Origin of the sequence: Edaphobacter acidisoli (assembly GCF_014642855.1) — a bacterium.
Taxonomy (GTDB): domain Bacteria; phylum Acidobacteriota; class Terriglobia; order Terriglobales; family Acidobacteriaceae; genus Edaphobacter; species Edaphobacter acidisoli.
Genome location: NZ_BMJB01000003.1, coordinates 79,515 through 99,687, shown reverse-complemented (window position 1 = coordinate 99,687; position 20,173 = coordinate 79,515). Strand labels below are relative to the sequence as shown.

22 protein-coding genes and 5 tRNA genes are annotated in these 20,173 nt (G+C 59.9%); 17 read left to right on the top strand and 10 right to left on the bottom strand.

The window, feature by feature from the left end:
* Positions 1-134: 134 nt before the first annotated feature.
* Complete coding sequence (locus IEX36_RS15340) at positions 135-1,124, bottom strand: hypothetical protein (protein WP_188760455.1); 990 nt, start codon at positions 1,122-1,124, stop codon at positions 135-137.
* A gap of 115 nt (positions 1,125-1,239) precedes the next feature.
* On the opposite strand from IEX36_RS15340, the gene IEX36_RS15335 reads away from it, so the two are divergent.
* From IEX36_RS15335 to rplK, 14 genes are all read left to right on the top strand, one after another.
* Positions 1,240-2,424 (top strand): acyltransferase family protein, encoded by a 1,185-nt coding sequence (locus IEX36_RS15335; protein ID WP_188760454.1) that lies wholly within the window; start codon positions 1,240-1,242, stop codon positions 2,422-2,424.
* 89 nt (positions 2,425-2,513) lie between these two features.
* A tRNA-Thr gene (locus IEX36_RS15330) sits at positions 2,514-2,589 on the top strand.
* Positions 2,590-2,756: 167 nt separating this feature from the next.
* Positions 2,757-2,843, top strand: a tRNA-Tyr gene (locus IEX36_RS15325).
* A gap of 33 nt (positions 2,844-2,876) precedes the next feature.
* A complete protein-coding gene (locus tag IEX36_RS15320; RefSeq protein WP_188760695.1) occupies positions 2,877-3,059 on the top strand; it encodes a hypothetical protein in 183 nt (60 codons plus the stop codon).
* Between the two features lie 27 nt (positions 3,060-3,086).
* Positions 3,087-3,161: transfer RNA gene (locus IEX36_RS15315), tRNA-Thr, on the top strand.
* Positions 3,162-3,175: 14 nt separating this feature from the next.
* Positions 3,176-3,250: transfer RNA gene (locus IEX36_RS15310), tRNA-Gly, on the top strand.
* Positions 3,251-3,305: 55 nt separating this feature from the next.
* Entirely contained in the window at positions 3,306-3,614 is a 309-nt protein-coding gene (locus IEX36_RS15305; RefSeq protein ID WP_188760453.1) for a hypothetical protein, read from the top strand.
* A 72-nt stretch (positions 3,615-3,686) separates the two neighbouring features.
* Positions 3,687-4,874: an elongation factor Tu gene (gene tuf / locus IEX36_RS15300; RefSeq protein WP_188760452.1), complete on the top strand. Its 1,188-nt coding sequence runs from the start codon at positions 3,687-3,689 to the stop codon at positions 4,872-4,874.
* 213 nt (positions 4,875-5,087) lie between these two features.
* Positions 5,088-5,603, top strand: coding sequence for a hypothetical protein (locus IEX36_RS15295; protein ID WP_229669057.1), 516 nt, complete (start codon positions 5,088-5,090; stop codon positions 5,601-5,603).
* Between the two features lie 487 nt (positions 5,604-6,090).
* Positions 6,091-6,240: a 50S ribosomal protein L33 gene (gene rpmG / locus IEX36_RS15290; RefSeq protein WP_162400445.1), complete on the top strand. Its 150-nt coding sequence runs from the start codon at positions 6,091-6,093 to the stop codon at positions 6,238-6,240.
* 66 nt (positions 6,241-6,306) lie between these two features.
* A tRNA-Trp gene (locus IEX36_RS15285) sits at positions 6,307-6,382 on the top strand.
* A 68-nt stretch (positions 6,383-6,450) separates the two neighbouring features.
* Complete coding sequence (gene secE / locus IEX36_RS15280) at positions 6,451-6,711, top strand: preprotein translocase subunit SecE (RefSeq protein WP_188760450.1); 261 nt, start codon at positions 6,451-6,453, stop codon at positions 6,709-6,711.
* A gap of 46 nt (positions 6,712-6,757) precedes the next feature.
* Positions 6,758-7,384, top strand: a complete 627-nt coding sequence (nusG, locus tag IEX36_RS15275) for a transcription termination/antitermination protein NusG (protein WP_229669056.1) — start codon at positions 6,758-6,760, stop codon at positions 7,382-7,384.
* A 70-nt stretch (positions 7,385-7,454) separates the two neighbouring features.
* A complete protein-coding gene (rplK, locus tag IEX36_RS15270) occupies positions 7,455-7,892 on the top strand; it encodes a 50S ribosomal protein L11 (RefSeq protein ID WP_188760448.1) in 438 nt (145 codons plus the stop codon).
* A 128-nt stretch (positions 7,893-8,020) separates the two neighbouring features.
* Here the strand turns inward: rplK and IEX36_RS15265 are convergent, their stop codons facing one another.
* Both IEX36_RS15265 and IEX36_RS15260 read right to left on the bottom strand, forming a co-directional pair.
* Positions 8,021-8,911, bottom strand: a complete 891-nt coding sequence (locus tag IEX36_RS15265; protein ID WP_188760447.1) for an SDR family oxidoreductase — start codon at positions 8,909-8,911, stop codon at positions 8,021-8,023.
* A 47-nt stretch (positions 8,912-8,958) separates the two neighbouring features.
* On the bottom strand, positions 8,959-9,858 hold the full coding sequence (locus IEX36_RS15260) for an aldo/keto reductase family oxidoreductase (RefSeq protein ID WP_188760446.1): 900 nt from the start codon (positions 9,856-9,858) through the stop codon (positions 8,959-8,961).
* 133 nt (positions 9,859-9,991) lie between these two features.
* Here IEX36_RS15260 and IEX36_RS15255 point away from each other — a divergent pair, with 133 nt between their 5' ends.
* The 3 genes from IEX36_RS15255 (at position 9,992) to IEX36_RS15245 (ending at position 12,832) form a co-directional block, all read left to right on the top strand.
* Positions 9,992-10,576, top strand: a complete 585-nt coding sequence (locus IEX36_RS15255) for a TetR/AcrR family transcriptional regulator (RefSeq protein ID WP_188760445.1) — start codon at positions 9,992-9,994, stop codon at positions 10,574-10,576.
* 144 nt (positions 10,577-10,720) lie between these two features.
* On the top strand, positions 10,721-11,314 hold the full coding sequence (locus tag IEX36_RS15250; RefSeq protein ID WP_188760444.1) for a TetR/AcrR family transcriptional regulator: 594 nt from the start codon (positions 10,721-10,723) through the stop codon (positions 11,312-11,314).
* A gap of 30 nt (positions 11,315-11,344) precedes the next feature.
* Entirely contained in the window at positions 11,345-12,832 is a 1,488-nt protein-coding gene (locus tag IEX36_RS15245; RefSeq protein WP_188760443.1) for an apolipoprotein N-acyltransferase, read from the top strand.
* Positions 12,833-13,046: 214 nt separating this feature from the next.
* Here IEX36_RS15245 and IEX36_RS15240 read toward each other — a convergent pair whose 3' ends face one another.
* The 7 genes from IEX36_RS15240 to IEX36_RS15210 form a co-directional block, all read right to left on the bottom strand.
* Positions 13,047-13,805, bottom strand: coding sequence for a DUF169 domain-containing protein (locus IEX36_RS15240; RefSeq protein WP_188760442.1), 759 nt, complete (start codon positions 13,803-13,805; stop codon positions 13,047-13,049).
* Between the two features lie 14 nt (positions 13,806-13,819).
* Entirely contained in the window at positions 13,820-14,125 is a 306-nt protein-coding gene (locus tag IEX36_RS15235) for a heavy-metal-associated domain-containing protein (protein ID WP_188760441.1), read from the bottom strand.
* A 144-nt stretch (positions 14,126-14,269) separates the two neighbouring features.
* Positions 14,270-15,343: an ABC transporter substrate-binding protein gene (locus IEX36_RS15230; RefSeq protein ID WP_188760440.1), complete on the bottom strand. Its 1,074-nt coding sequence runs from the start codon at positions 15,341-15,343 to the stop codon at positions 14,270-14,272.
* Positions 15,333-16,115 carry an ABC transporter permease gene (locus IEX36_RS15225; protein ID WP_188760439.1) on the bottom strand — a complete coding sequence of 261 codons (783 nt, stop codon included), beginning with the start codon at positions 16,113-16,115 and terminating at the stop codon, positions 15,333-15,335. The genes IEX36_RS15230 and IEX36_RS15225 overlap by 11 nt, the downstream gene beginning before the upstream one ends.
* Complete coding sequence (locus IEX36_RS15220) at positions 16,112-16,915, bottom strand: ABC transporter ATP-binding protein (RefSeq protein ID WP_229669055.1); 804 nt, start codon at positions 16,913-16,915, stop codon at positions 16,112-16,114. Before IEX36_RS15220 ends, IEX36_RS15225 begins: the two co-directional genes overlap by 4 nt.
* A 3-nt stretch (positions 16,916-16,918) precedes the next feature.
* Positions 16,919-17,677 (bottom strand): ABC transporter permease, encoded by a 759-nt coding sequence (locus IEX36_RS15215; RefSeq protein WP_188760438.1) that lies wholly within the window; start codon positions 17,675-17,677, stop codon positions 16,919-16,921.
* Between the two features lie 155 nt (positions 17,678-17,832).
* Complete coding sequence (locus tag IEX36_RS15210) at positions 17,833-20,103, bottom strand: TonB-dependent receptor (RefSeq protein ID WP_188760437.1); 2,271 nt, start codon at positions 20,101-20,103, stop codon at positions 17,833-17,835.
* Between the last annotated feature and the right edge of the window lie 70 nt (positions 20,104-20,173).

Here is a 20,173-nt window from a genome sequence, read left to right as displayed (position 1 = left end):
CCTTCGACTCCGCTCAGGGTGCGGAATGGAAATGCAAAGGGTGGCTGATTGGGCTTTGTGCTTTCCGACCCATCGCGATAAAGCCGCGATGAATGGGGCACCCGAAGATTGGTGGCTGATTGAAACGCCACCGCTTATGGTTGCGGGCTGGGTGGGGCGGCGGTGAGTTGTTTGATGAGTTCAATAGGAACGTTTGCGGAGAGGACGGCGTGGTCTTTGTCTTGCTCGATTTTGATGGTGTTGGTCATCTGGAGCAAAGCGGCGTCGTTGGGGTTGGTGGGCTGATTTTGCTGGATGGAGCGGAAGAGATTGAGCAGCGTGTTGAGGGTTTGGGTAGTGTTGGCCGCGGTGGTTTCGTTGGGCGCGTATTCGACGATGCGCAGGTGGAGCGCGCCGACGTAGCGGAGGCTGGCGACGAAGGTGGTGTCGGCGGCGAGGGGGAGCTGGAGGCCGAAGACGCTGATGTAGCCGCGGTCGGAGAAGGGAAGGCCGATGTGTCCGATAGCCCAGACGGGGGAGAGCAGCGGTACGTCCCGGTAGCGCGCGCGCAGGAGCGACGACCCGGCGAAGGGCGAGGCGGCGGCGCGGTGGCGGTCGAGGATGGAGTGAATCTGCTCGGTAGTGGGCATGTTGGAGGCGGCGATGGTGTCGTAGGCGAGCTGCGTGATGCGGAAGGGGCGGATGTCTTTGCCTTCGCCGACAGGGATGGTGTAGATGGTGTGGCCGTCGTAGTCTTCGATAGAGGTAGCGAGCGAGCGCAGGTAGCGGCCGAGGCGGACGCCGTCGAAGCGGCCCTCGAAGACTTCGGAGTAGCCGACGGGGCCGTTGGGGCCGTTGGGGTCGGGCATGCGGTGAACGGCGAAGGCGACGGCGTCAAGGTCGCGCTCGGGCACGATGCCGGTGGCGTCGATGAACTGCTGGTACTCGGGGCTGCGATGGATCTGGGCGCGGTCGAAGTGCGTGGCCAGACGGATGGGGCGGAGGTTGGCGTAGAAGATGGCGTCGGACTCGGGGAGCAGGCGCGCGACTTCGGGCGGCGCGGCCTTGCGAAGAAGGACAGCTACGACGAGCGCGGCGATGATCGCGAGGGCGAGCAGCAGAGAGTAGCGGGTGCGTCTACGCATGGGATCCGGAAGCCGTTGGGTTGGGGCGCATGACGTAATCAGGTTAGCGTAAATCGGTTGCGGGCATCGGAGGAATCATTGTGACGGGTAGAGGGAGTTGTATAGGATCGAGCCAATGACGCCTGAAACAGAAGCGGAACGCGGGACAAAGAAGAGTCTTGTGGATTCGCTGCGCCGTGTGACGACGAGCGGGCGGTATATTCCCGAGATCGATGGTTTGAGGTTTGTCGCGATCGCTTCGGTCCTGCTGTATCACCTGGAGAAGATGTCGAATATTACCTGCGGAACCTGTGTGTCCAATGGAGGGTCGAACCCTATTTTTTTCGTGCTCCTTCATATGGGCCGCGGCGTGCCGATTTTTTTTGCCATCAGCGGGCTGGTGCTGGGGCTGCCATTCGCACAGCAGCATATTACCGGAGGGCCGAAGGTTGGGCTGAAAGCATACTTTCTGCGGCGGGTGACGCGGCTGGAACCGCCGTACATCATTAATTTGTTGATGCGGTTTCCGCTGGTGGTGGCGTTGAAACATCTTCCTGTGATGGAGGTGTTGCCGCACCTGCTGGCGAGTCTGCTGTACCTGCATTGGCTGATGTATGGCGTGCATCCACTGGTGCATCCGCCGAGCTGGTCGCTGGAGGTGGAGGTCCAGTTCTACGTGTTGGCCCCTCTGCTGGCGGTGCTGTTTTTTCCGAGGCCGAAGTGGGCCCGGCGCTTGCTGCTGGTGGGCTTGATCGTAGGCTTCGGGGCAGTGGCGGCGCATATACCTGAGCATCCCGAGAGCCGGTATACGCTGTCGCTCGCATGGTCTGTGCAGTATTTTCTGGCCGGGCTGCTGATGGCGGATGGGTACATCACGGTGCTGCCGCGGATCAGGTCTTCGTGGTGGTGGGACGTGGTTGGAGTTCCGCTATGGTATGTCGTGTTTTCTATGAGTGACCGCGAGGCGGGGTACTGGATGCCAGCGTTGCTGGTGGTGCTGTTTATCAGCGCGTTTCGCGGCAAGCTGCTGAACCGGTTTTTCCGCAATGCGTTTGTGGCGACGGTGGGAGGCATGTGCTACAGCATTTATCTGACGCATTCGCTGGTGATGGATGGATGCTATTGGGTATTCGGGCGGGTGCATTTTTTGACCGGGTTTGCCCGTCTTTATGGTGCCGGTGTGGTGATCGGATTGCCGATGGTCCTAATGGTAGGCACAGTGTTTTATGTGCTGATTGAGCGTCCGTGCATGGACCGCGAGTGGCCCCGGAAACTGGGGCGTTATTTGCGGGAGAGGTTTGCGATAGGCGTGGCGTCTTAGGTTTTGCTGTGGCATTCTGGCTATGCTAAAGTTGTTATGCGCTGTTGTTCGCGGAGTTCGACGCGATGGCAGCGCAGTTGACTGTTAGGGCTGGCGTAGCTCAGCTGGTAGAGCATCTGATTTGTAATCAGAGGGTCGGGGGTTCAAGTCCCTTCGCCAGCTCCAGTTTATCGGCAGTCGTGGATTTGGATGGGTTTGGTTGTACTGCGGGACCGTTCTGGCCGGCAGGCCTTCTGAAAACTCCTTCAACGTGAGATGACTCCGCGGCAGTGTTTCGCGGGGAAGATTCGGTTGGAGATGAGGGCTGCGCGGCGGGCGGGTTTGCAGGATGTGCACAGGTGGCCGAGTGGTTAATGGCAGCAGACTGTAAATCTGCCGCGCTATGCGCTACGGAGGTTCGAATCCTCCCCTGTGCACCATGAGTTGGTTGGACTGGAAGGATTGCGGGACTGGTGAGCGTTTTGGATTTTGGCCCTGCCAGCAGCGGACGGATGTGGATTGCGCTGGCGGTGATGGGTTTGCTGGCGCTATGCGTCTGGCGGACGATCGAGCCGGGAAAGATCCAGGAGCTTACGTGGATTTTGCTGGGATTTTTTGCCTTCCGCGTCGTGCTTGGACGGATGCGTTCGCGGTAGGATGGTTGAGTTGGGTTGGTTGTGAAGGCTGATGTAGCTCAGTGGTAGAGCACTCCCTTGGTAAGGGAGAGGTCATGGGTTCAAGCCCCATCATCAGCTCCAGATTTTTGCGGCGGGCGGGAGTAACTCAGTGGTAGAGTCACAGCCTTCCAAGCTGTTGGTCGCGGGTTCGATTCCCGTCTCCCGCTCCATAGGTTTTTGAAGGCGACCTGGCTGTGGCCCGTTCGCAGGAGATTTTAAGAAGCGATGTTTGAGCAGGCTGTACTTTCGGTTGCTGACCCTGAGACCTTCAATGCGGTGAAGGCCGCTGTCGCGGCTTCTTTTGCGCCAGGGAAGGTTGCGGATTTTCTGAAGTCCGTGGAGCGGGCAGGGTTTCGCGTGCGCGAGTTTGAAGATGTTCTGCGCAAGGGGCTGCTGGGCGCTGCGGTTGCCGGTGAGTACAGCCGGTTGAACCCGAGCGACCAGGGGCAGATTCGTGAGTTCTACCTGGCCAGTCTGGAGAAGGTCGCGCCGGAGTTGCGGCAGAAGTTCTTCAAGCTGTACGCATATTACTGAGACAAGTTTGGGTTTTGATTTTCGATTTCAACGCCGGTTGAGATGCCGGCCAACACTGAGGAGACAAGAGCGATGGCGAAGGAAAAATTTGACCGGTCAAAGCCGCACGTCAACATAGGGACGATTGGTCACATTGACCACGGCAAGACGACGCTGACGGCGGCGATCACGAAGGTGCTGTCGAAGCACAACCCGAAGAACACGTTTCGTTCGTTCGACACGATCGACAACGCTCCAGAGGAGCGCGAGCGCGGTATTACCATTGCCACCTCGCACGTGGAGTACGAGACGCCGAACCGTCACTATGCGCACGTCGATTGCCCCGGCCACGCCGACTACATCAAGAACATGATCACCGGCGCGGCGCAGATGGACGGCGCGATTCTGGTGGTTGCGGCCACCGACGGCCCGATGCCGCAGACCAAGGAGCACGTGCTGTTGGCGCGTCAGGTTGGCGTGCCGTACATCGTGGTGTTTCTGAACAAGTGCGATGCGGTCGAGGACGCCGAGCTGGTGGACCTGGTCGAGATGGAAGTGCGCGAGCTGTTGTCGAAGTACGACTTCCCCGGCGACGACGTGCCGGTGATTCGCGGCAGTGCGCTGGGCGCGCTGAACGGTGAGGCGCAGTGGGAGCAGAAGATCGACGAGCTGATGGAGGCGGTGGACAAGAGTGTGCCGCAGCCTGACCGCGCGGTGGATCTGCCGTTCCTGATGCCGATTGAAGATATCTTCTCGATCTCGGGTCGCGGCACGGTGGTGACGGGACGTATTGAGCGTGGCAAGGTGAAGGTGGGCGAGGCGGTGCAGATCGTCGGCTTCCGCGACACGCAGAACACGACGGTGACGGGCGTGGAGATGTTCAAGAAGCAGCTGGACGAGGGTCTGGCTGGCGACAACGCGGGCTTGCTGCTGCGCGGCACGGCGAAGGAGGATGTGGAGCGCGGGATGGTGCTGGCGAAGCCCGGCTCGATTACGCCGCACACGCAGTTCAAGGGCGAGATCTATGTGCTGTCGAAGGAAGAGGGCGGGCGTCATACGCCGTTCTTCAACGGCTATCGTCCGCAGTTCTACTTCCGGACGACGGACGTGACGGGCTCGGCGAAGCTTCCGGAGGGCACGGAGATGGTGATGCCTGGCGACAACATCCAGCTGACGGTTGAGCTGGTGACGCCGGTGGCCATGGAGAAGGGTCTTCGGTTCGCGATCCGCGAGGGCGGCAGGACCGTCGGCGCAGGGACGATCTCCGAGATCATCAAGTAGTCCTTCGCGGACGGCAGGAGACGCGCTTCGCGCGTGTTTCTGCTGACCCGCGAAGATCAAATCAGGCGGTGAGCTTCGGCTCGCCGCTTCTTTGGTTAAGGTCGATATGCCTGCAGCCAGAAGCATTGCTAGCGCAGTGCAGTAATCGTGGCACATTCCGACAAGTCATTCGCGGACGTAATATCTTGAGCGATGGGAGAGTACACTTCTACGGTGTTTGAGTACTTCGATATTCCGGAAGAAAAGCAGCCCGACGAAGATCCGATGACGATGACTGAGGGCTTGGGTGTGGCCGCTCTCTATTTTGCGTTGGTGGTGGGCTCTGTTCTTGCGTTTATCTTTTTTGGCGGGCGACCTTACGGGATGCAATATGCGACGCTCATCAGCTATTCAGGAGGTGTCTTCATCTATATTTTCTTCCGGCCCAGAGGTGTCAATACCAGGTACCGCCTATCGGCGCAGTATGTTCGGGAGCAGGTGCCGCGCCTGCTGATGATTCATTGCGTCTATCTACTGGCCATCTTCTTTCTGGAGACCTGGGCGCTTGCCATTCGTACGTCGATGCCAAGCTGGGCGGTGACTGGTCAAGGACGGGACATGCCGCCGTTTGTTTTTGCGCTCATGCTAGTTGGCATGGCGATTGGAATTTCGCAGATAATTCTTTCGCGGCGCATTCTGGGCAATGCCAAAAAGGAATTTGCGGCTAGCTCGGCAAGAACGATCCGATAAATCGCTGCTAAGAATATGACGAAATCTGGCAACCCCGAATGGAGTCGCGAGGATTTCAGTCGCACTGTGTCTCTGAGCGGTTTGCCTAAGGATCTTCAGATGGTTCTGGAAAAGTGCATGAGTCGGGCCTTCAGTCCTTCGATTTCTTTTGGATCGATTACCTGGGGTTTCACCCCAGGCTGGTATGAGACGGGCCTTTGGCCCTCAACCGTCAAGTGGAACCGGCCAAGAAATCAGTGATTTTCCTGCATTTTCGCAGAGCCGTGAAAAGTTGCGATTCGTGTTATTCGAGCCTTTGCGAAATGATAGATTTCGTGGATAATAGAGGAGGATGAGCGTGGCCTGACCGCTTGTCTTTCCGTACTGAAAATCAGGATTCGGCAGCGGGGGCCGTATGCCCTGCGTCGCGGCGTGTCGGACGGTCGATTGAACGACATTGCTGCTTGCCAGCCGAAGCGGCTGGCCACGTTAGAAGGAGAGTTTAGAAATGCGCGAAATTATCACGTTGCAGTGCCCGGAGTGCAAGAACAGGAACTACTCAACCACGAAGAACAAGAAGACGACGACGGGCCGTCTGGAGTTCTCGAAGTTCTGCAATACGTGCCGCAAGCACACGCCGCACAAAGAGACCAAGTAAGACAGCCTTCATCCGCTGGCTTTCGGGCTTACCAGAGGCCGAAGGCTGAGAGCGTACAGCTTTCTCGGGGGAGTAAGCTCAACGGTTAAACTGTCGGTCTCCAAAACCGAACTTCTCGGTTCGAATCCGAGCTCCCCCGCCATCCTGCCTGGTTTGATAGCAGGGTGGCATGAACAGAATTTGAGCAGCACGAAGGTTTGAGTCAGCACTATGGCGAAGACAGTGGCAGTACAGAACGAACCCACGAACGGCCTTGAGCAGTTGAAGAGCCAGCCGGCGCGCCTGATGGCGTTTCTGAGAGAGACGCGCAGTGAGATGCGCAAGGTGTGGTGGCCGGGTTGGCCCGAGGTGCAGTCGACCACGATCGTGGTGCTGATTACGGTGTTTCTGTTTGCGGCGTTCTTCTGGGTTGTCGATACGGTCTTCGGCAACATGATCGAGCGGCTGCTTCACTTGCTGACGGGACACTAATCGGTCTGAGTAGAAAGATTCGAGAATGCGCAAAGAAGGAACAAGCATGGCGGCAGAAGAGCTGAATCCGGAAGAGCAGAAGCCCGAGGCGTCGAACGCCGGCGAGCCGTCGGAGCAACTGGCGCCTCCGGTAAACGAGAGCTTCAAGTGGTACATCATCCACGCCTACTCGGGATTCGAGCGCAAGGTGCGCGAGTCGCTTGAGAGCCGCATTGCGGCCTTTGGCCTGCAGAACAAGATTGGCCGCATCATGATTCCGACCGAGCCGGTGACGGAGCTGCGCAACGGGAAGAAGTACACGATTGAGCGTGTGTTTTTGCCGGGGTATGTGCTGGTCGAGATGGACCTCGACAACGACCTGTGGCATGTGATCAAGAACACTCCGCGGGTGACAGGCTTTCTGGGGACGGGCGACAGTCCGGTAGCTTTGTCCGAGCAGGAGGTCAGTTCGATCCTGTTCCGCACGGATGTGAGCAAGGACAAGCCGACCCTGAAGGTGAAGTTCGACAAGGGCGAGCAGGTAAGGATCAACGAGGGACCGTTTGCCAACTTTACGGGCGCGGTGGACGAGATCAACGAAGACAAGCAGACCCTGAAGGTGATGGTCAGCATCTTCGGGCGGTCGACGCCGGTCGAGATCGAGTTCTCGAAGGTGGACAAGGTCGTCGAATAAGAGTTTGGAAGTATCAATTTATGCCGGCGTGACTTGAGCGCGCCGCTGAAAGCGAAGAGGATTTACCCCGATGGCACCGAAGAAGGTTACTGGATACGTCAAGCTTCAGATTGTGGCTGGGAAGGCTACGCCTGCTCCCCCGGTCGGCCCCGCGCTTGGTCAGGCGCAGGTCAACATCATGGAGTTCTGCAAGCAGTTTAACGACCGCACGGGCAAGGACCCGGCGCTGGCTGGGCTGACCGTTCCGGTCGTCATCAGCGTGTATGCGGACCGCACTTTCACGTTCATCACCAAGACTCCACCGGCTCCGGTGCTGCTGCTGAAGGCCGCCGGTATCGAGAAGGGCTCGGGCACTCCGAATAAGGAGAAGAAGGGCAAGGTGACGGAGAAGCAGGTGCTTGAGATCGCCAAGCAGAAGATGCCGGACATGAACGCTGCTACCGTTGAGGCTGCTGCGAAGACGATTCGCGGCACGGCGCGCTCGATGGGCATCGACGTTGTTGCTTAGCTCGATTTCGATTGGATTTTGTTTTGAAAAGAGGGTTGGGAGATGTCATCAGGACATCCCCAACCCCTTTTTAGTTCCGGTGCAATTTGCGGCGCGCTGTACGGCGGCAATTGCGCGGGACAGATCGTTCAAAGCTGGTGATATTGCATGTTGTTGAGGTCGGAGATGAGGCTGGGGCCTGTGGGATTCCATTTGAGTCGGTGCTGCGTCTTCGCGCCAGAGGCCCAGAGATCCATTCCAGCGAATGCTCCCAGCCAGCCAAAGTGATTGGCTGCGGTATCCGGCGCGATGGAGACGGTGGGGACGTTCAGGCCTCGGCCGATGGCTTCGGCGATATCGCGCAGAGGCACGTCCTCTTCGGCGACTGCATGATACCTGGCTCCTGCGACGTTTTTCTCAAGGGCCAGCCGGTATAGCCGGGCGACGTCGAGCCGATGGACTGCGGCCCAGCGGTTGAGTCCAGCGTCAATGTAAGCGGAGGCGCCTTTCTCGCGGGCCAACTGGATGAGATAGGAGACCAGCCCCTGTCTTGTTGTGTCATGGACCTGCGGAAGGCGCATGACAGAGGCTCGTACTCCTTGCTGCAGCAGTTCTAAAGCCACGGGTTCAGAGGCGCGAGGGTAGGAATCGGAAACAGGATGCGGCGGGTCGTCTTCGGTAGCGGCGCGGCCCTCGGCCAGCGCTGCTACGCCGGAGGTGACGATCAATGGACGCTCGGAGCCTTTGAGCACGGCGCCGATGGCTTCGATGGCGTGACGGTCGAGCTCGCAGTTCTCTTTGAACTTTGAAAAATCGTGATTGAAGGCGGTGTGAATGACGGCGTCGGCGGCTTCTGCTCCGCTGCGCAGGCTCTGGATGTCTTCAAGCTCGCCTCGGTGCACCTGCGCGCCAGCGGCTGCGAGTGATTGGGCACCTGCATCGGACCGCGTGAGCCCCAGCACCTGGTGGCCTGAGTCGATGAGTTCCAGAACAACCGCAGAACCGATAAAGCCGGTAGCGCCTGTAACGAAGACTTTCATGATTTCTCCTTTCACTTTTTGCGTGAAGACAGGGAGAGCGGTGCTTCTTATCGCTGCGGTGTCTGGTTGATGGCGTCGAGGTCCGCGAGCACTTCGGCAGGGAGATGGAGCGTTGCTGCCTGAAGGTTCTCGTGAAGGTGTGTGATGGAGGATGTTCCCGGGATGACGAGCATGTTGGGCGAACGCTGAAGCAACCAGGCAAGCGCGACCTGCATGGGAGTGGCGTTGAGATGGGAGGCCGCTGTGGACAGGGTGTCCGATTGCAGGGGAGTGAAGCCGCCAAGCGGGAAGAAAGGAACGTAGGCGATGCCATTGCGGGCGAGGTCCGTGATGAGAGCGTCGTCGGCGCGGTGGGCGAGGTTGTAGTGGTTCTGGACGCAGACGATGGGAACGATGCGTCGCGCTTCCGCGATCTGTGTGGGTGTAACGTGGCTCAAGCCGATGTGGCGTATCAGGCCTTGCTGCTGAAGCTCGGCCAGGACGGTGAGGGGTTCCTCGAGGGAACCCTCCGATGGGCGATATCTGTCGAACATGCTGCGCAGGTTGACGACATCGAGCGTGTCGAGACCGAGGTTGCGGAGATTGTCGTGGACCGCGGCGATCAGCTCGATACGCGAGAGAGCAGGGTTCCATGAGCCATCTTCACCTCGGCCGGCTCCGACCTTGGTCACGATCACCAGATCGCCAGGGTAGGGAGCGAGCGCTCTTCGGATGAGCTGATTGGTGACGTGCGGACCGTAGAAGTCAGAGGTGTCAATGTGGTTGACACCGCTTGCGACGGCGTCTCTCAGGAGAGAGATTGCGCCTTCAACATCTTTGGGTGGCCCCCAGACCATCTTGCTGCCGTCTTTGCCTGCAAGCTGCATGGCACCGTAACCCATGCGGTTGACGGTGAGTGAACTGCCGGGCAGTGTGAAGGTGGCGGTAAGATTTGCGTGGTAGGGCATACGATTCCTCCTGGTTCGCCTGCGGTTTGGCTTCTCCCTGGCATTGACGAATGTCGTGACGTCAAATAAAACGGAGATTGTCTCCGCATGTATAGATAATCGGAGAGTGTCTCCGGTTGCAATTATTTTGAGGATGACGAAGAAGCGCTCAGAACCCGTTCAGCGAAAGCCGCGCATCGACGCGCAGCGGAACCGTGAACGGATTCTTGAGGTGGCGAAGGCGGAGTTTACTCGTCTGGGAGCAGAGGCGAGTCTGGATGAGATTGCGAAACGGGCTGGGGTTGGGGCGGGTACGCTGTATCGGCACTTTCCTGCGCGCGATGACCTGATCGAGGCGGTTTACCGCAGTGAGGTGGAGAAACTTGCTGCGGCTGAGCGCAGGTTTGCCGAGACGATGTCTCCGATGGAAGCTCTGCGGGCGTGGATGCTGCTGTTTGTCGACCATATTGCGGCAAAGCAGATTATTGCTCCCGCGCTGAACAGCGTTGTTGGTGGGGCTTCGAAGCTGTTTGAGGGATCTCGTGGGCTAGTACTCGGGGCTATCGACGGGTTGGTGAAGCGTGCGATCAAGAGTGGCGAGATGCGAAACGATCTTGAACCGTTCGACTTGCTGAGGGCGCTGATCGGTGTTTCTCATGTGGCGTCCGGGCCAGATTGGCAGCGGAGTGCGCGCAGGTTGGTGGATATTCTGATCGCTGGCTCGCGCACGAACAAATAATTTTCCAAAGCAAATAGATATGCCTGATGGGCCATACTCCTTCGTGCGACAGCATGAAGGTTTTGGCTTTGACGATGGAAGGTTTAGAAGAAATTTATATTACTGCTTTACGCCGTATAGTTCACCGTGATATACGGTGTATAGATGATTGCAGAACAGGCGAATTCGACTACTTCGGAAAAGATTGCCGAGTGTGCGCTGCGCATTCTGGAGGCTGAGGGGGCGCAGGCGGTAAGCATGCGGCGGGTGGCTGGCGAAGTTGGCGTGACGGCCATGGCCATCTATCACCACTTTGCCAATCGTGAGGCGCTGCTGAACCAGGTGGTGGAGAGGGAGTTTGCGCGGCTGGTCGATTTTTTTGACCGGACTCGTGTTGAGGCGGGATTTGAGGCGCAGATGCTGGGACTGCTGGATGGTTATGTCGACTATGCGCTGGCGCATCCGAGGATCTTTGATTATGTGTTTGCTGAGTTGCGGCCGGGGGCGCGGCGTTTTCCGGAGGATTTTCGGGCGCGCAAATCGCCGACGCTGACTCCGATTGCCGACACGCTTGCGTATTGGATGAAACAGAAGCGGCTGAAGCGCGATGACGTGTGGGAGGTCGCGATGGAGCTGTGGGCCCATGTGCATGGGTATCTGGCGCTGTATCGGGGTGGGAGATTTGCCATGACGGAGAAGGAGTTTCGTGCGCTGGTGAGGCGTTCACTGGAGAGATTGCTGAATGGCCTTCGGGCTTGATGTTTTGTGGAGGCTGAAGGAGCGAGGTTTATGGCGAACGCGAGTTACGGAAAAGCGGCAGGCTGGATTGGGTTTGAGACGGTGCTGGCGGCGACGCTGGTATGTGCGGCGGGATACTACTGGTCGACGGGGCTAGAGCCACGCTGGTGGCCGATCTGGCTGGCTGCCCTGCCGGTGCTGTGGCTTGCGCCGAGGGTTTCGGCGTGGACAGCGCTGGGGATGGCGTTTGTTGCGCGTGTACTGGGTGCGATGAACCTGGTGTATTACATGCATCACTCGATCCACATACCAGTGTGGGTGGTGGCTGAGAGTGTGGCAGTACCGTCGATTGTGTTTATGCTGGCGGCGGGGTTGTACCGTAGTTTCTTTGTGCGTGGTCGACGATGGCTGGCGGTGCTGGCGTTTCCGGCGGTGATTGTTGCGGGGGAGTATCTGACGAACCTGTCGCAGGGCACGTTTGGCGATACGGCTTATACGCAGTTGGGGAACCTGCCGGTGCTGCAGTTGGGAGCGCTGGCGGGACTGTATGGGATTGGGTTTGCCGTGCTGCTGTTTCCTGCGCTGGGGGCTGCGGCGCTGTCGTCGCGCGGGCGTGAGCGCAGGCAGTTGGCGTGGGGGCTTGGCGCTTTTGTGGTGTGTGTCTTCGGGTATGGTGCGGCCCGGCTGTATCTGACGCCGCGTGCACCGCGGATGGCGATGGTGGGGTTGATCGATCGTGATCCGGCGAACATGCTGCCTTCGGCTCCGGAGCAGGTGATGGCGTTGGCTGATGAGTACAGCGGAGAGATTCGGATGCTGGCGGCTCGCGGCGCGAAGTATGTGGTGCTGCCGGAAGCGACAGTGCTGGTTACGCGTGGGGATGTGGGTCAGGTGGATGCGTTTTTTGAGCAGACTGCGCGGGAGGCCGGAGTGCAGGTGCTGGTGGGGATGATCGATACCACTGGGCCGGAGACGTTCAATGAGGCCCGATTGTATTCGGCGGCGGGGACGCTGGAGACGATTTATCACAAGCACCATCTGGTGCCGGGGATGGAGAGCGGAGCAATACCGGGCGGGGGTATGTCGGTTCTCGATGAGCCGGTGGGTAGGGTGGGAGTGGAGATCTGCCGTGATATGGACTATCCGAATCCTGCGAGAAAGTATGGTGCGCGGGACGTGGGGTTGATGCTGGTGCCAGCGTGGGATTTTGGTGTGGACCGCACGTGGCATGGGCACATGGCGCTGATGCGTGGCGTGGAGAACGGGTACAGCATTGTGCGCGTGGCGAAGCGTGGATTGATGACGGTGAGTGACGATCGCGGGCGCGTGATGGCGGAGACGCCGGTTGCGGCGGATGGCGCGTTCACCACGATGCTGGTGATGGTGCCGGTTCGCCATGATGCGACGCTGTATGGCGGGTGGGGTGATTGGTTTGCATGGCTGGTGCTGGCGGGGCTGGCTGCGATGCTTGTGGTGTGGGTGGGATTGCTGCGGCGGCGCGAGAGTGCGGTGTCGAATCCAGTGATGGTGGAAGGCTGACAACTGAAGGCTGGCTGGGCAAGGGGATACATTCCCACCCATCGCGATGAAGCTGCGATGGATGGGGTTCGGGCTTTTGTGTTGGTCGAGAGGAAAGCAGATTCCTCCCCGTTCGACTTCGCTCAGGGCAGGCTGCTGCTCTAGGGAATGGAAATGCAAAAAAGATTGGAGTGGAAGCGCAAAAGAAAGTCGAAATGGAGATGCAGAACGAGTACTAAGCGAGTGCGGCGAGTGACTCCTTGATGGTGGGAGATTGGCCTGCGGCGACGGCCTGGCGGCGGAGGCTGTGGAACTTTGCGAGCGTCGTGTTGGCTTTGCTGAGTGCTTCGATGCGCTTCGCGTAGGCTTCCAGCTTTGCTCCGGGGATGGCGAAGAGGGCGACGCTGTCGGTGAGGGTGTCGAGGTAGGCGCGGGCTCCGCAGCAGCCGAGGCTGAGGGCTGCGCGACCGGTGTTGATGACTTGCGGGACGACGGCGCAGGCGGGACGGCCGAGCGCGGGTGGATTTTGATCCTCGACTTGTTGGGTGGCTTCGGTGAGGATGAGCGTCTGGCTGGCGTCGGCGAAGAGGAGGACTACGTCTGGTGGGAGTGGGGTTTCGCCAAGTGGGCTGTAGAGGATGTGCTTCGATTGCGATTTGAGTGCGGGGATTTGCGCCAGATCTTGTGCGGTGACGTAGGTGAGATCGTTGAGGACTTTGAGTGTGTCGGCGAGGTCGGTTTGTGTGGCGGCTGACATGGGCAGGTTGTGGGTGTAGCAGCCGATGGAGCAGAGAGCGTGGTCTTTGGCTGACGTGGCGAATGCGCCTTCGGCTGCGTCCTGCCAGAAGCGGCAACCTGCTGGGGCTGGTGTGGTGTGCGTGGGGACGCCGGTGGGAATGTTGTCAGTGAAAGTGATGGCTATAGGTGGTTGGGTGAGGTCGAGTGCGTTGGTGAGCAGGTAGGCGAGGTTGGTGTAGTGTTCAGGGGCGTGCACGATGATTCCTCTGGTTAGCTATTGGTTGGCGGTTGCTGCTGCGCGGTGAAGCCCATCTCGGCGATGAGGGACTGGATGGTGGCTGGGGTAATGACTTTGGGTTCGTACTCGATGGTTGTGGTGGCTTCGGGGTAGGTGGAGTGCGAGCGCAGGATGCCTTTGTTGCGACGGAGCATGACGTCGAGGCCAGCGGCGCAGGTGACGCAGGAGAAGCCTTTGATCTTGTAGGTGATGGTTTGGGCCTTGGCTTCGGTGCAGCCGGTGGTGAGCGAGCCTGCTCCGGCGAGCGTGAGGAGTTGGAGGAAGGTTCGGCGGATCATGGTGTGCTCCTTATGCCCGTTGTTGCTTTGATGTTGGTGATTGCAACGGGTAGATTCTTGCGGCTGCCGAGAAAATGCGGGGGTTCTTCACTTCGCTTCGCTCGTTCAGAATGACGTTCATCTTTTTCCTGATCCATGCAGTAGCTACTTTGCTGTGGCTGAACCGGCCTGATATTTCCAGGCGGTCTCGATGTTGGCTTTGTCGGAGAAGCTAGTGTCGGTGTAGTCGGAGAAGTCGATTTTCTTGTTGAGGACGCCGGTTTCGATCATGAGGTCGCGGACCATGTCGAAGTCGGCCTTGCGCGGGGCGAGCGGGCTGTAGGTGACGCGGTCCATCGGCTTGGTGAGTGCCCAGCGGAGCAGCGCGGGCTTCTGGTTGTAGTAGAAGCGGCCTACGAAGTCGGCGGCGTCTTCGCGGTTGGGCTTGCTTTTGTCGAGCCAGAGGCCGGAGCGGGCGATGCCATCAACGAGGACTTGTACTGCCTGGGGATTTTTGTCGATGAGGTCCTGGCGGACGACGAGGATGCAGGACATGTAGTCGGGCCAGTAGTCGCGGGCCTGGAAGAGGATGCGTCCGTAGCCGGCCATCTCGGCCTGCGAGGGGAAGGGTTCGCCCATGACGAAGCCGTCGATGGCGCCCGCCGCGAGTGCTCCCGACACGTCGGGCGGGGCCATCTCGACCATTTTGATACTGTGCGGGTCCATGTGCCAGACCTTCATGGCGCGGAAGAGGATGAGGCGCTCGTCGGAGAAGCGGCTGGGGATGGCGACGGTACGGCCTTTGAGGTCGGCGAAGGTTTTGATGGGGCCATTTTTTCGTACGACCATTGCAGAGCCATAGCGGTGGCCGAGGTAGACGACCTTGATGGGAACGCCTTGCGCGCGGAGAGCGATGGCCATGGGTGCGACGATGAAGGCGGCTTGTACTTTGTTCGAGATGAGCGCTTCTTTCATCTCGGGGAAGCCCTGGAACATGCGTGGGAGAAAGAGCTCGCCGTTCTCGGAGTATTTGGAGATGTAGTCAGTGACGGGGCAGGTGAGCTGGCAGGTGACGGGGAGGTAAGCGACGATGATTTTGCGCTTGGCTTCGGGGCGATAGTCGTTGAGCACGGCGGCCCAGTTGACGTTGAGCCATGCGTGCATTGCAGTGATGAGGATGAGCCAGCCCGCGGCGGAGAAGAGGATGATCTTTTTGAGCGACTTTGAGCTAAGAGGCATTGCGGAACCCCCAGCGGACGGACTTGATGCGTTCGAGGCGGCGGAAGGCGAGGTCGAGGATGAGGCCGATGATGCCGATGAGCAGCATGGCGGCGACGACGAGGTCGTAGCGCTTGCCGGAGTTGCGTGAGTCGATGATGAGATAGCCGAGGCCAGAGTCGACGGCGATCATTTCGGCGGCGACGACGACGAGCCACGCGATGCCAAGCGCGATGCGCAGGCCGATGAGTATTTGCGGGAGCGCGGCGGGGAAGATGACTTTGCGGAGAAGCTGCGCGGGTGTGAGGCCGAAGTTGCGGCCGGCGCGGCGGTACATGGAGGGGACGTTCGAGACGCCGTTGATGCAGGCAACGACGATGGGGAAGTATGCGCCGAGGAAGATGAGGAAGATGGCTGCGTCGTCGCCGACGCCGAAGAGGATGATGGCGACGGGGATCCAGGCGATGGGGCTGATGGGGCGCAGGATCTGCATCGCCGGGTTGACGACCTGGTCGGCGGCGGGATACCAGCCGAGGGTGAGTCCGATGGGCACGCCGAGCAGGACTGCTGCGCCGAAGCCGATGGCGACGCGGCGAAGCGAGTCGATGATGTCTCCCCAGAGGACGTGCTGGTGGATGAGTTCGACCATGCCGCGTTCGACTTCATATGGCGATGGGAAGATGCGCGTATGCGACCAGAGGACGGAGTATCGCCAGACCGCAAGGAAGAGCGCGGTGGCGACGAGCGGCCAGAAGTAGCGTTCCCATTTTTTGGGTTCGGCGAGTGCGCTCATACGTGGTGGGCCAGTCCTATCTGGTGGAAGATACCGTCGCGGAGTTCGAGGTAACGTGGGGAGCTGAGATCGCGCGGGTGTGGGATGTCGATGTTGACGATTTGCTGGATGCTGGCGGGGCGCTGGTTCAGGACGACGACGCGGTCGGCGAGCTGGACGGCCTCGTCGATGTCGTGCGTGACGAAGATGATGGTCTTGCGCTCGGCTTGCCAGATGCGGAGCAGCTCGCCGCGCATGATGAGGCGCGTGATGGAGTCGAGCGCGCCGAAGGGCTCGTCGAGGAAGAGCATGTCGGGGTTGACGGCGAGAGCGCGGGCAACTTCGAGGCGTTGTTTCATGCCGCCGGAGAGCTCGTTGGGGTAGGACTGCTCGAAACCGCCGAGGCCGACCATCTTGATGTAGTGGGCGATGCGTTGTTTGCGCTCGGCTTCGGGGAGCTTGAAGAGGCCGAAGCCGATGTTGCCTTCGACGGTGAGCCATGGGAAGACGCCGCGTTCCTGAAAGACGAAGATGCGGCGCGGGTCGGGGCCGGTGACGGGCTCGCCGTCGATGCGGATGGCGCCGCTGGTCGGAGAGAGAAAGCCGGCCATGGTGTTCAACAGTGTCGATTTGCCGCAGCCTGAGGGCCCGAGCAGGCAGATGAATTCGCCTTCGTGTACCTGGAGATTGATGTCTTCGAGGACAGGCGTGGTTTTGCCGTCGCGGTTGAACGTCATGTTGACGTGGTCGACGCTGAGCTTGACGGGTGCGGCCTGAGCGGGCGAGTTGGCGGTTGCGGCGATGGGCATGGTGGATGACATGAGTTAGTCCTGAGCGTAACCCCAGCGGAAGGATTTGACTTGTTCGAGTGAGCGCATGGCGAGGTCGAGCAGAAGGCCGATGATGCCGATGATGACCATGCCGGCGACGACGAGATCGTAGCGGTTGCCGGCGTTGCGGGCGTCGACGATGAGAAAGCCGAGGCCGGAGTCGACGGCGATCATTTCGGCTGCGACAACGACGAGCCAGGCAATGCCGAGCGTGATGCGGAGGCCGACGATCAGTTGCGGAACGACGGCAGGATAGAGGACGCGATAGACGAGTTCCGATGGGCTAAGGCCAAAGTTGCGGCCTGCGTTGACGTAGACTTCGGGGACGCTTTGTACGGCGTTGATGGCGGTGAGCATCAGGGGGAAGAAGCAGCCGAGAAAGATGAGGAAGATTGCGGCTGAGTCGCCGACGCCGAACCAGAGGATGGCGATGGGAATCCAGGCGAGCGGAGAGATGGGGCGGAGGATCTGGATGATGGGGTTGAAGGCCATCTCGGCGCGGCGATACCAGCCGATGATGAGGCCGAGTGGGATGGCGAGGATGGAGGCGAGGGTGAATCCCCAGGTGACGCGGAAGAGCGAGGCGGCGATGTATTTGAGCAGCAGCTTGTGCTGGATGAGATAGAGGATGCCTCCCGCGGTCTGCCACGGGCTGGGGAGGATATGGATGGGATGCAGGTCGATCGCTATCTGCCAGAGGATGAGCAGAAGGGCGATGAATGCAATCGGCCTGAGCCGGACGAGCAGTTTCAAGGTGCTGGACCTCTTCTAGTGGCAAGGCTTCTGGGGTGCAGGATGATGTTAATCATAATGATGGGTGGTGTGCCTCCATCGAAAGGTTGATATGTGTGGAGCCCCACCCATGCCGCGAGAGGCTGCGGCATGAATGGGGCGCCTGACTCGTTGACTCAATATTTAAAGCGGTAGCGGAGTTCGCCGTAGATCTGGCGTGGGTCGTTGTAGTGGAAGCCGCCGAAGGTGAGGCTGTTGTCGAGCAATACGCGGCGGTTGGCGATGTTGGTTGCCGTGACGGAGATGGAGAGGTTTTCGCTGAAGGTTTTGCCTAGCGCGAGGTCTACCGTTGTGTGTTGCGGCAGGTAGTTGCTCGTATATGGTGTGGATGGATCGGGGTTGCCATTCACGAAGCCTGAACCGTAGTAGACATTGGTTGAGGCAAAGGTGTGCATGGGCAGCGTGGTGGTGAGGCCGACGTTGAGCGTGTTGCGCTGGTCGTGGTCGACGGGCTCGTAGTCGAAGCTGGCGTCGCATTGGGGTGAGGAGACGGGTGTGCAGATGAGGCCTCCGGTGATGGCTCCGCGCTGCTCGGCGATCTGATTGGAGTAGGCGAGGTGTGCTTGTGCGTGATGCCAGAGTTGTGGCGAGCGGAGGCTGAGTTCCCAGGCGCGGACGAGCGCGCCGTTGATGGTGACGGGGAAGTAGATGCTGGAGTCGCCGAGGTTGGAGTGGTCGAGGAAGTTGTTGACGCGGGTTTTGAAGGTGTCGGCGTCGAGGAGCCAGCCGCGAAGAGGGATTTGCACGCCGAACTGGTGCTCTTCGTCGCGCTCGCCGTGGAGTGGGACGAAGGTGGTGTTATTGTCCTGCGCGTATTGCACGAGCGGGCCGCTGGCGGTGACGAGTGGTGGGGGCTGGTAGAAGCGGCCGTAGAATCCGCGGAAGACCCAGTTGAGTTTGGGGACGAGGATGGCTGCGCCGATGCGTGGACTGGTGGCGTCTTCTGTGAAGCCGCCCTGGAAGTGCGACTGGCGCACGCCGCCGATGAGCGTGAGCCAGGGCGTGGCTTTGAAGTTGTCGGAGACGTACTCCTCGATGAGGCCGCCGCTGGCGCTGCTGGGGGTGGTGAATGGGGGTGTGCCGGAACCGTCGTTGAAGATGGCGCCGAAGCGGTTGGAGTCGTGTTGACCGAAGGAGTAGAGGCCGGCTTCGATGGTGTTGCGCGCGATGGTGGTGGTGATGGAGGTTTGTGCGCCGGCGTAGTTGGAGGTGCGGTGCGCGGTAGTGGCGATGGGGGTGTCGTTGGGGTTGGAGTCGTAGTTGGCGAGATTGAAGTGGTAGAAGGGCGATAGCTGCAGGACCGTGCTGGAGTTGAAGGTGTGGATCCAGGAGAAGGCTGCGAGCGCATCCTGTTCGTGCTGGCCGTCGCGGAGGCCGCTGGAGTCGTATTGCTGGTTTTCGAAGCTAAGCGGGTTGGGGTCGTAGGGGATCTGGAAGTAGTCGCCGCGATACTGTGCGACGAGTCGGAACTGGTCTTTGGGTGTGCGGTTGTTGATGAAGGACGCGAAGGCTCCGTAGCCGTTGGTGGCGTCGTGGTGGACTTGCGAGATGGGTGGGGCGAGGCCGTAGTCGCTGCGGTTGCCGTTGAGGCTGAAGTACCACGCGGATTTTTCGCTGTGATTGCCGAGCGAGAGCTTGGCTTCGCTTTGGAGGAAGCTGCCTGCGGTGAGGCGCAGCTCGGCCTGGTGGTCGCGCTCGAAGCCGTTGCGCGGGACGACGTTGAACATGCCGTAGGTGCGGTCGCCGAGACCGGCGGCGTAGCTGCCGCGTTGAACTTCGATGTAGTCGATGTCGCTGGGATCGATCTGCGCGCCGAGGTTGGAGGCGATGTTGGTGTTAGGGATCTGGACGCCGTCGATGAGCCAACTGACCTGGTGGCCGCCGCGCATGTGGAGCATGTCGTGGGTGATGTAGGCGCCGGGGACGTAGTCGGTGATCATGGCGAGCGAGTTGGTGAGCGCTGCGCCGGGGGTCTCGGCGATTTGCTGGCGGCTGATGAGGGTGGTTGGGGTGACGGTGTCGGTGTTGACCGGTGCGGTGTTGACGTTGACGGACTGCTGGACTGTGGTGAGGTGCAGCTCGAAATGCAGGATGGGCGAGGTACCGGAGACGAGTGTAATGGGCTGCGTGCGCGTGTCGAAGCCGGGCTGCGTGATGGTGATGGTGTAGTCGCCAAGTGGGATGGAGAGGATGGTGAAGGAGCCGTCGGCACCGGAGATAGCGGATTGGGTGTAGGCGGAGTTGGCGGAGCGAAGCTCGATGTGTGCGCCGGCGATGGGGCGGTGCTCGGGATCGTGCACGATTCCTCGGAGCTGACTGAAGATCGCTGCGTGGGCAGCGGAGCCGCAGAAGAGATAGAGAAGGCAAAGTAGAGCAAATTTGCGCATGGGGTCCTTTTTCTTTTTCGTCGAACGACGATGCTGGGCTGCGTGCAGGAGCATGCGTCTGCACGCAGCA

Coding starts and splice junctions, on each gene's coding strand:
- IEX36_RS15340 (WP_188760455.1), bottom strand. CDS start 1,124: ATGCGTAGACGCACCCGCTACTCTCTGCTGCTCGCCCTCGCGATCATC.
- IEX36_RS15335 (WP_188760454.1), top strand. CDS start 1,240: ATGACGCCTGAAACAGAAGCGGAACGCGGGACAAAGAAGAGTCTTGTG.
- IEX36_RS15305 (WP_188760453.1), top strand. CDS start 3,306: ATGTTTGAGCAGGCTGTACTTTCGGTTGCTGACCCTGAGACCTTCAAT.
- tuf (WP_188760452.1), top strand. CDS start 3,687: ATGGCGAAGGAAAAATTTGACCGGTCAAAGCCGCACGTCAACATAGGG.
- rpmG (WP_162400445.1), top strand. CDS start 6,091: ATGCGCGAAATTATCACGTTGCAGTGCCCGGAGTGCAAGAACAGGAAC.
- secE (WP_188760450.1), top strand. CDS start 6,451: ATGGCGAAGACAGTGGCAGTACAGAACGAACCCACGAACGGCCTTGAG.
- nusG (WP_229669056.1), top strand. CDS start 6,758: ATGGCGGCAGAAGAGCTGAATCCGGAAGAGCAGAAGCCCGAGGCGTCG.
- rplK (WP_188760448.1), top strand. CDS start 7,455: ATGGCACCGAAGAAGGTTACTGGATACGTCAAGCTTCAGATTGTGGCT.
- IEX36_RS15265 (WP_188760447.1), bottom strand. CDS start 8,911: ATGAAAGTCTTCGTTACAGGCGCTACCGGCTTTATCGGTTCTGCGGTT.
- IEX36_RS15260 (WP_188760446.1), bottom strand. CDS start 9,858: ATGCCCTACCACGCAAATCTTACCGCCACCTTCACACTGCCCGGCAGT.
- IEX36_RS15255 (WP_188760445.1), top strand. CDS start 9,992: ATGACGAAGAAGCGCTCAGAACCCGTTCAGCGAAAGCCGCGCATCGAC.
- IEX36_RS15250 (WP_188760444.1), top strand. CDS start 10,721: ATGATTGCAGAACAGGCGAATTCGACTACTTCGGAAAAGATTGCCGAG.
- IEX36_RS15245 (WP_188760443.1), top strand. CDS start 11,345: ATGGCGAACGCGAGTTACGGAAAAGCGGCAGGCTGGATTGGGTTTGAG.
- IEX36_RS15235 (WP_188760441.1), bottom strand. CDS start 14,125: ATGATCCGCCGAACCTTCCTCCAACTCCTCACGCTCGCCGGAGCAGGC.
- IEX36_RS15230 (WP_188760440.1), bottom strand. CDS start 15,343: ATGCCTCTTAGCTCAAAGTCGCTCAAAAAGATCATCCTCTTCTCCGCC.
- IEX36_RS15225 (WP_188760439.1), bottom strand. CDS start 16,115: ATGAGCGCACTCGCCGAACCCAAAAAATGGGAACGCTACTTCTGGCCG.
- IEX36_RS15220 (WP_229669055.1), bottom strand. CDS start 16,915: ATGTCATCCACCATGCCCATCGCCGCAACCGCCAACTCGCCCGCTCAG.
- IEX36_RS15210 (WP_188760437.1), bottom strand. CDS start 20,103: ATGCGCAAATTTGCTCTACTTTGCCTTCTCTATCTCTTCTGCGGCTCC.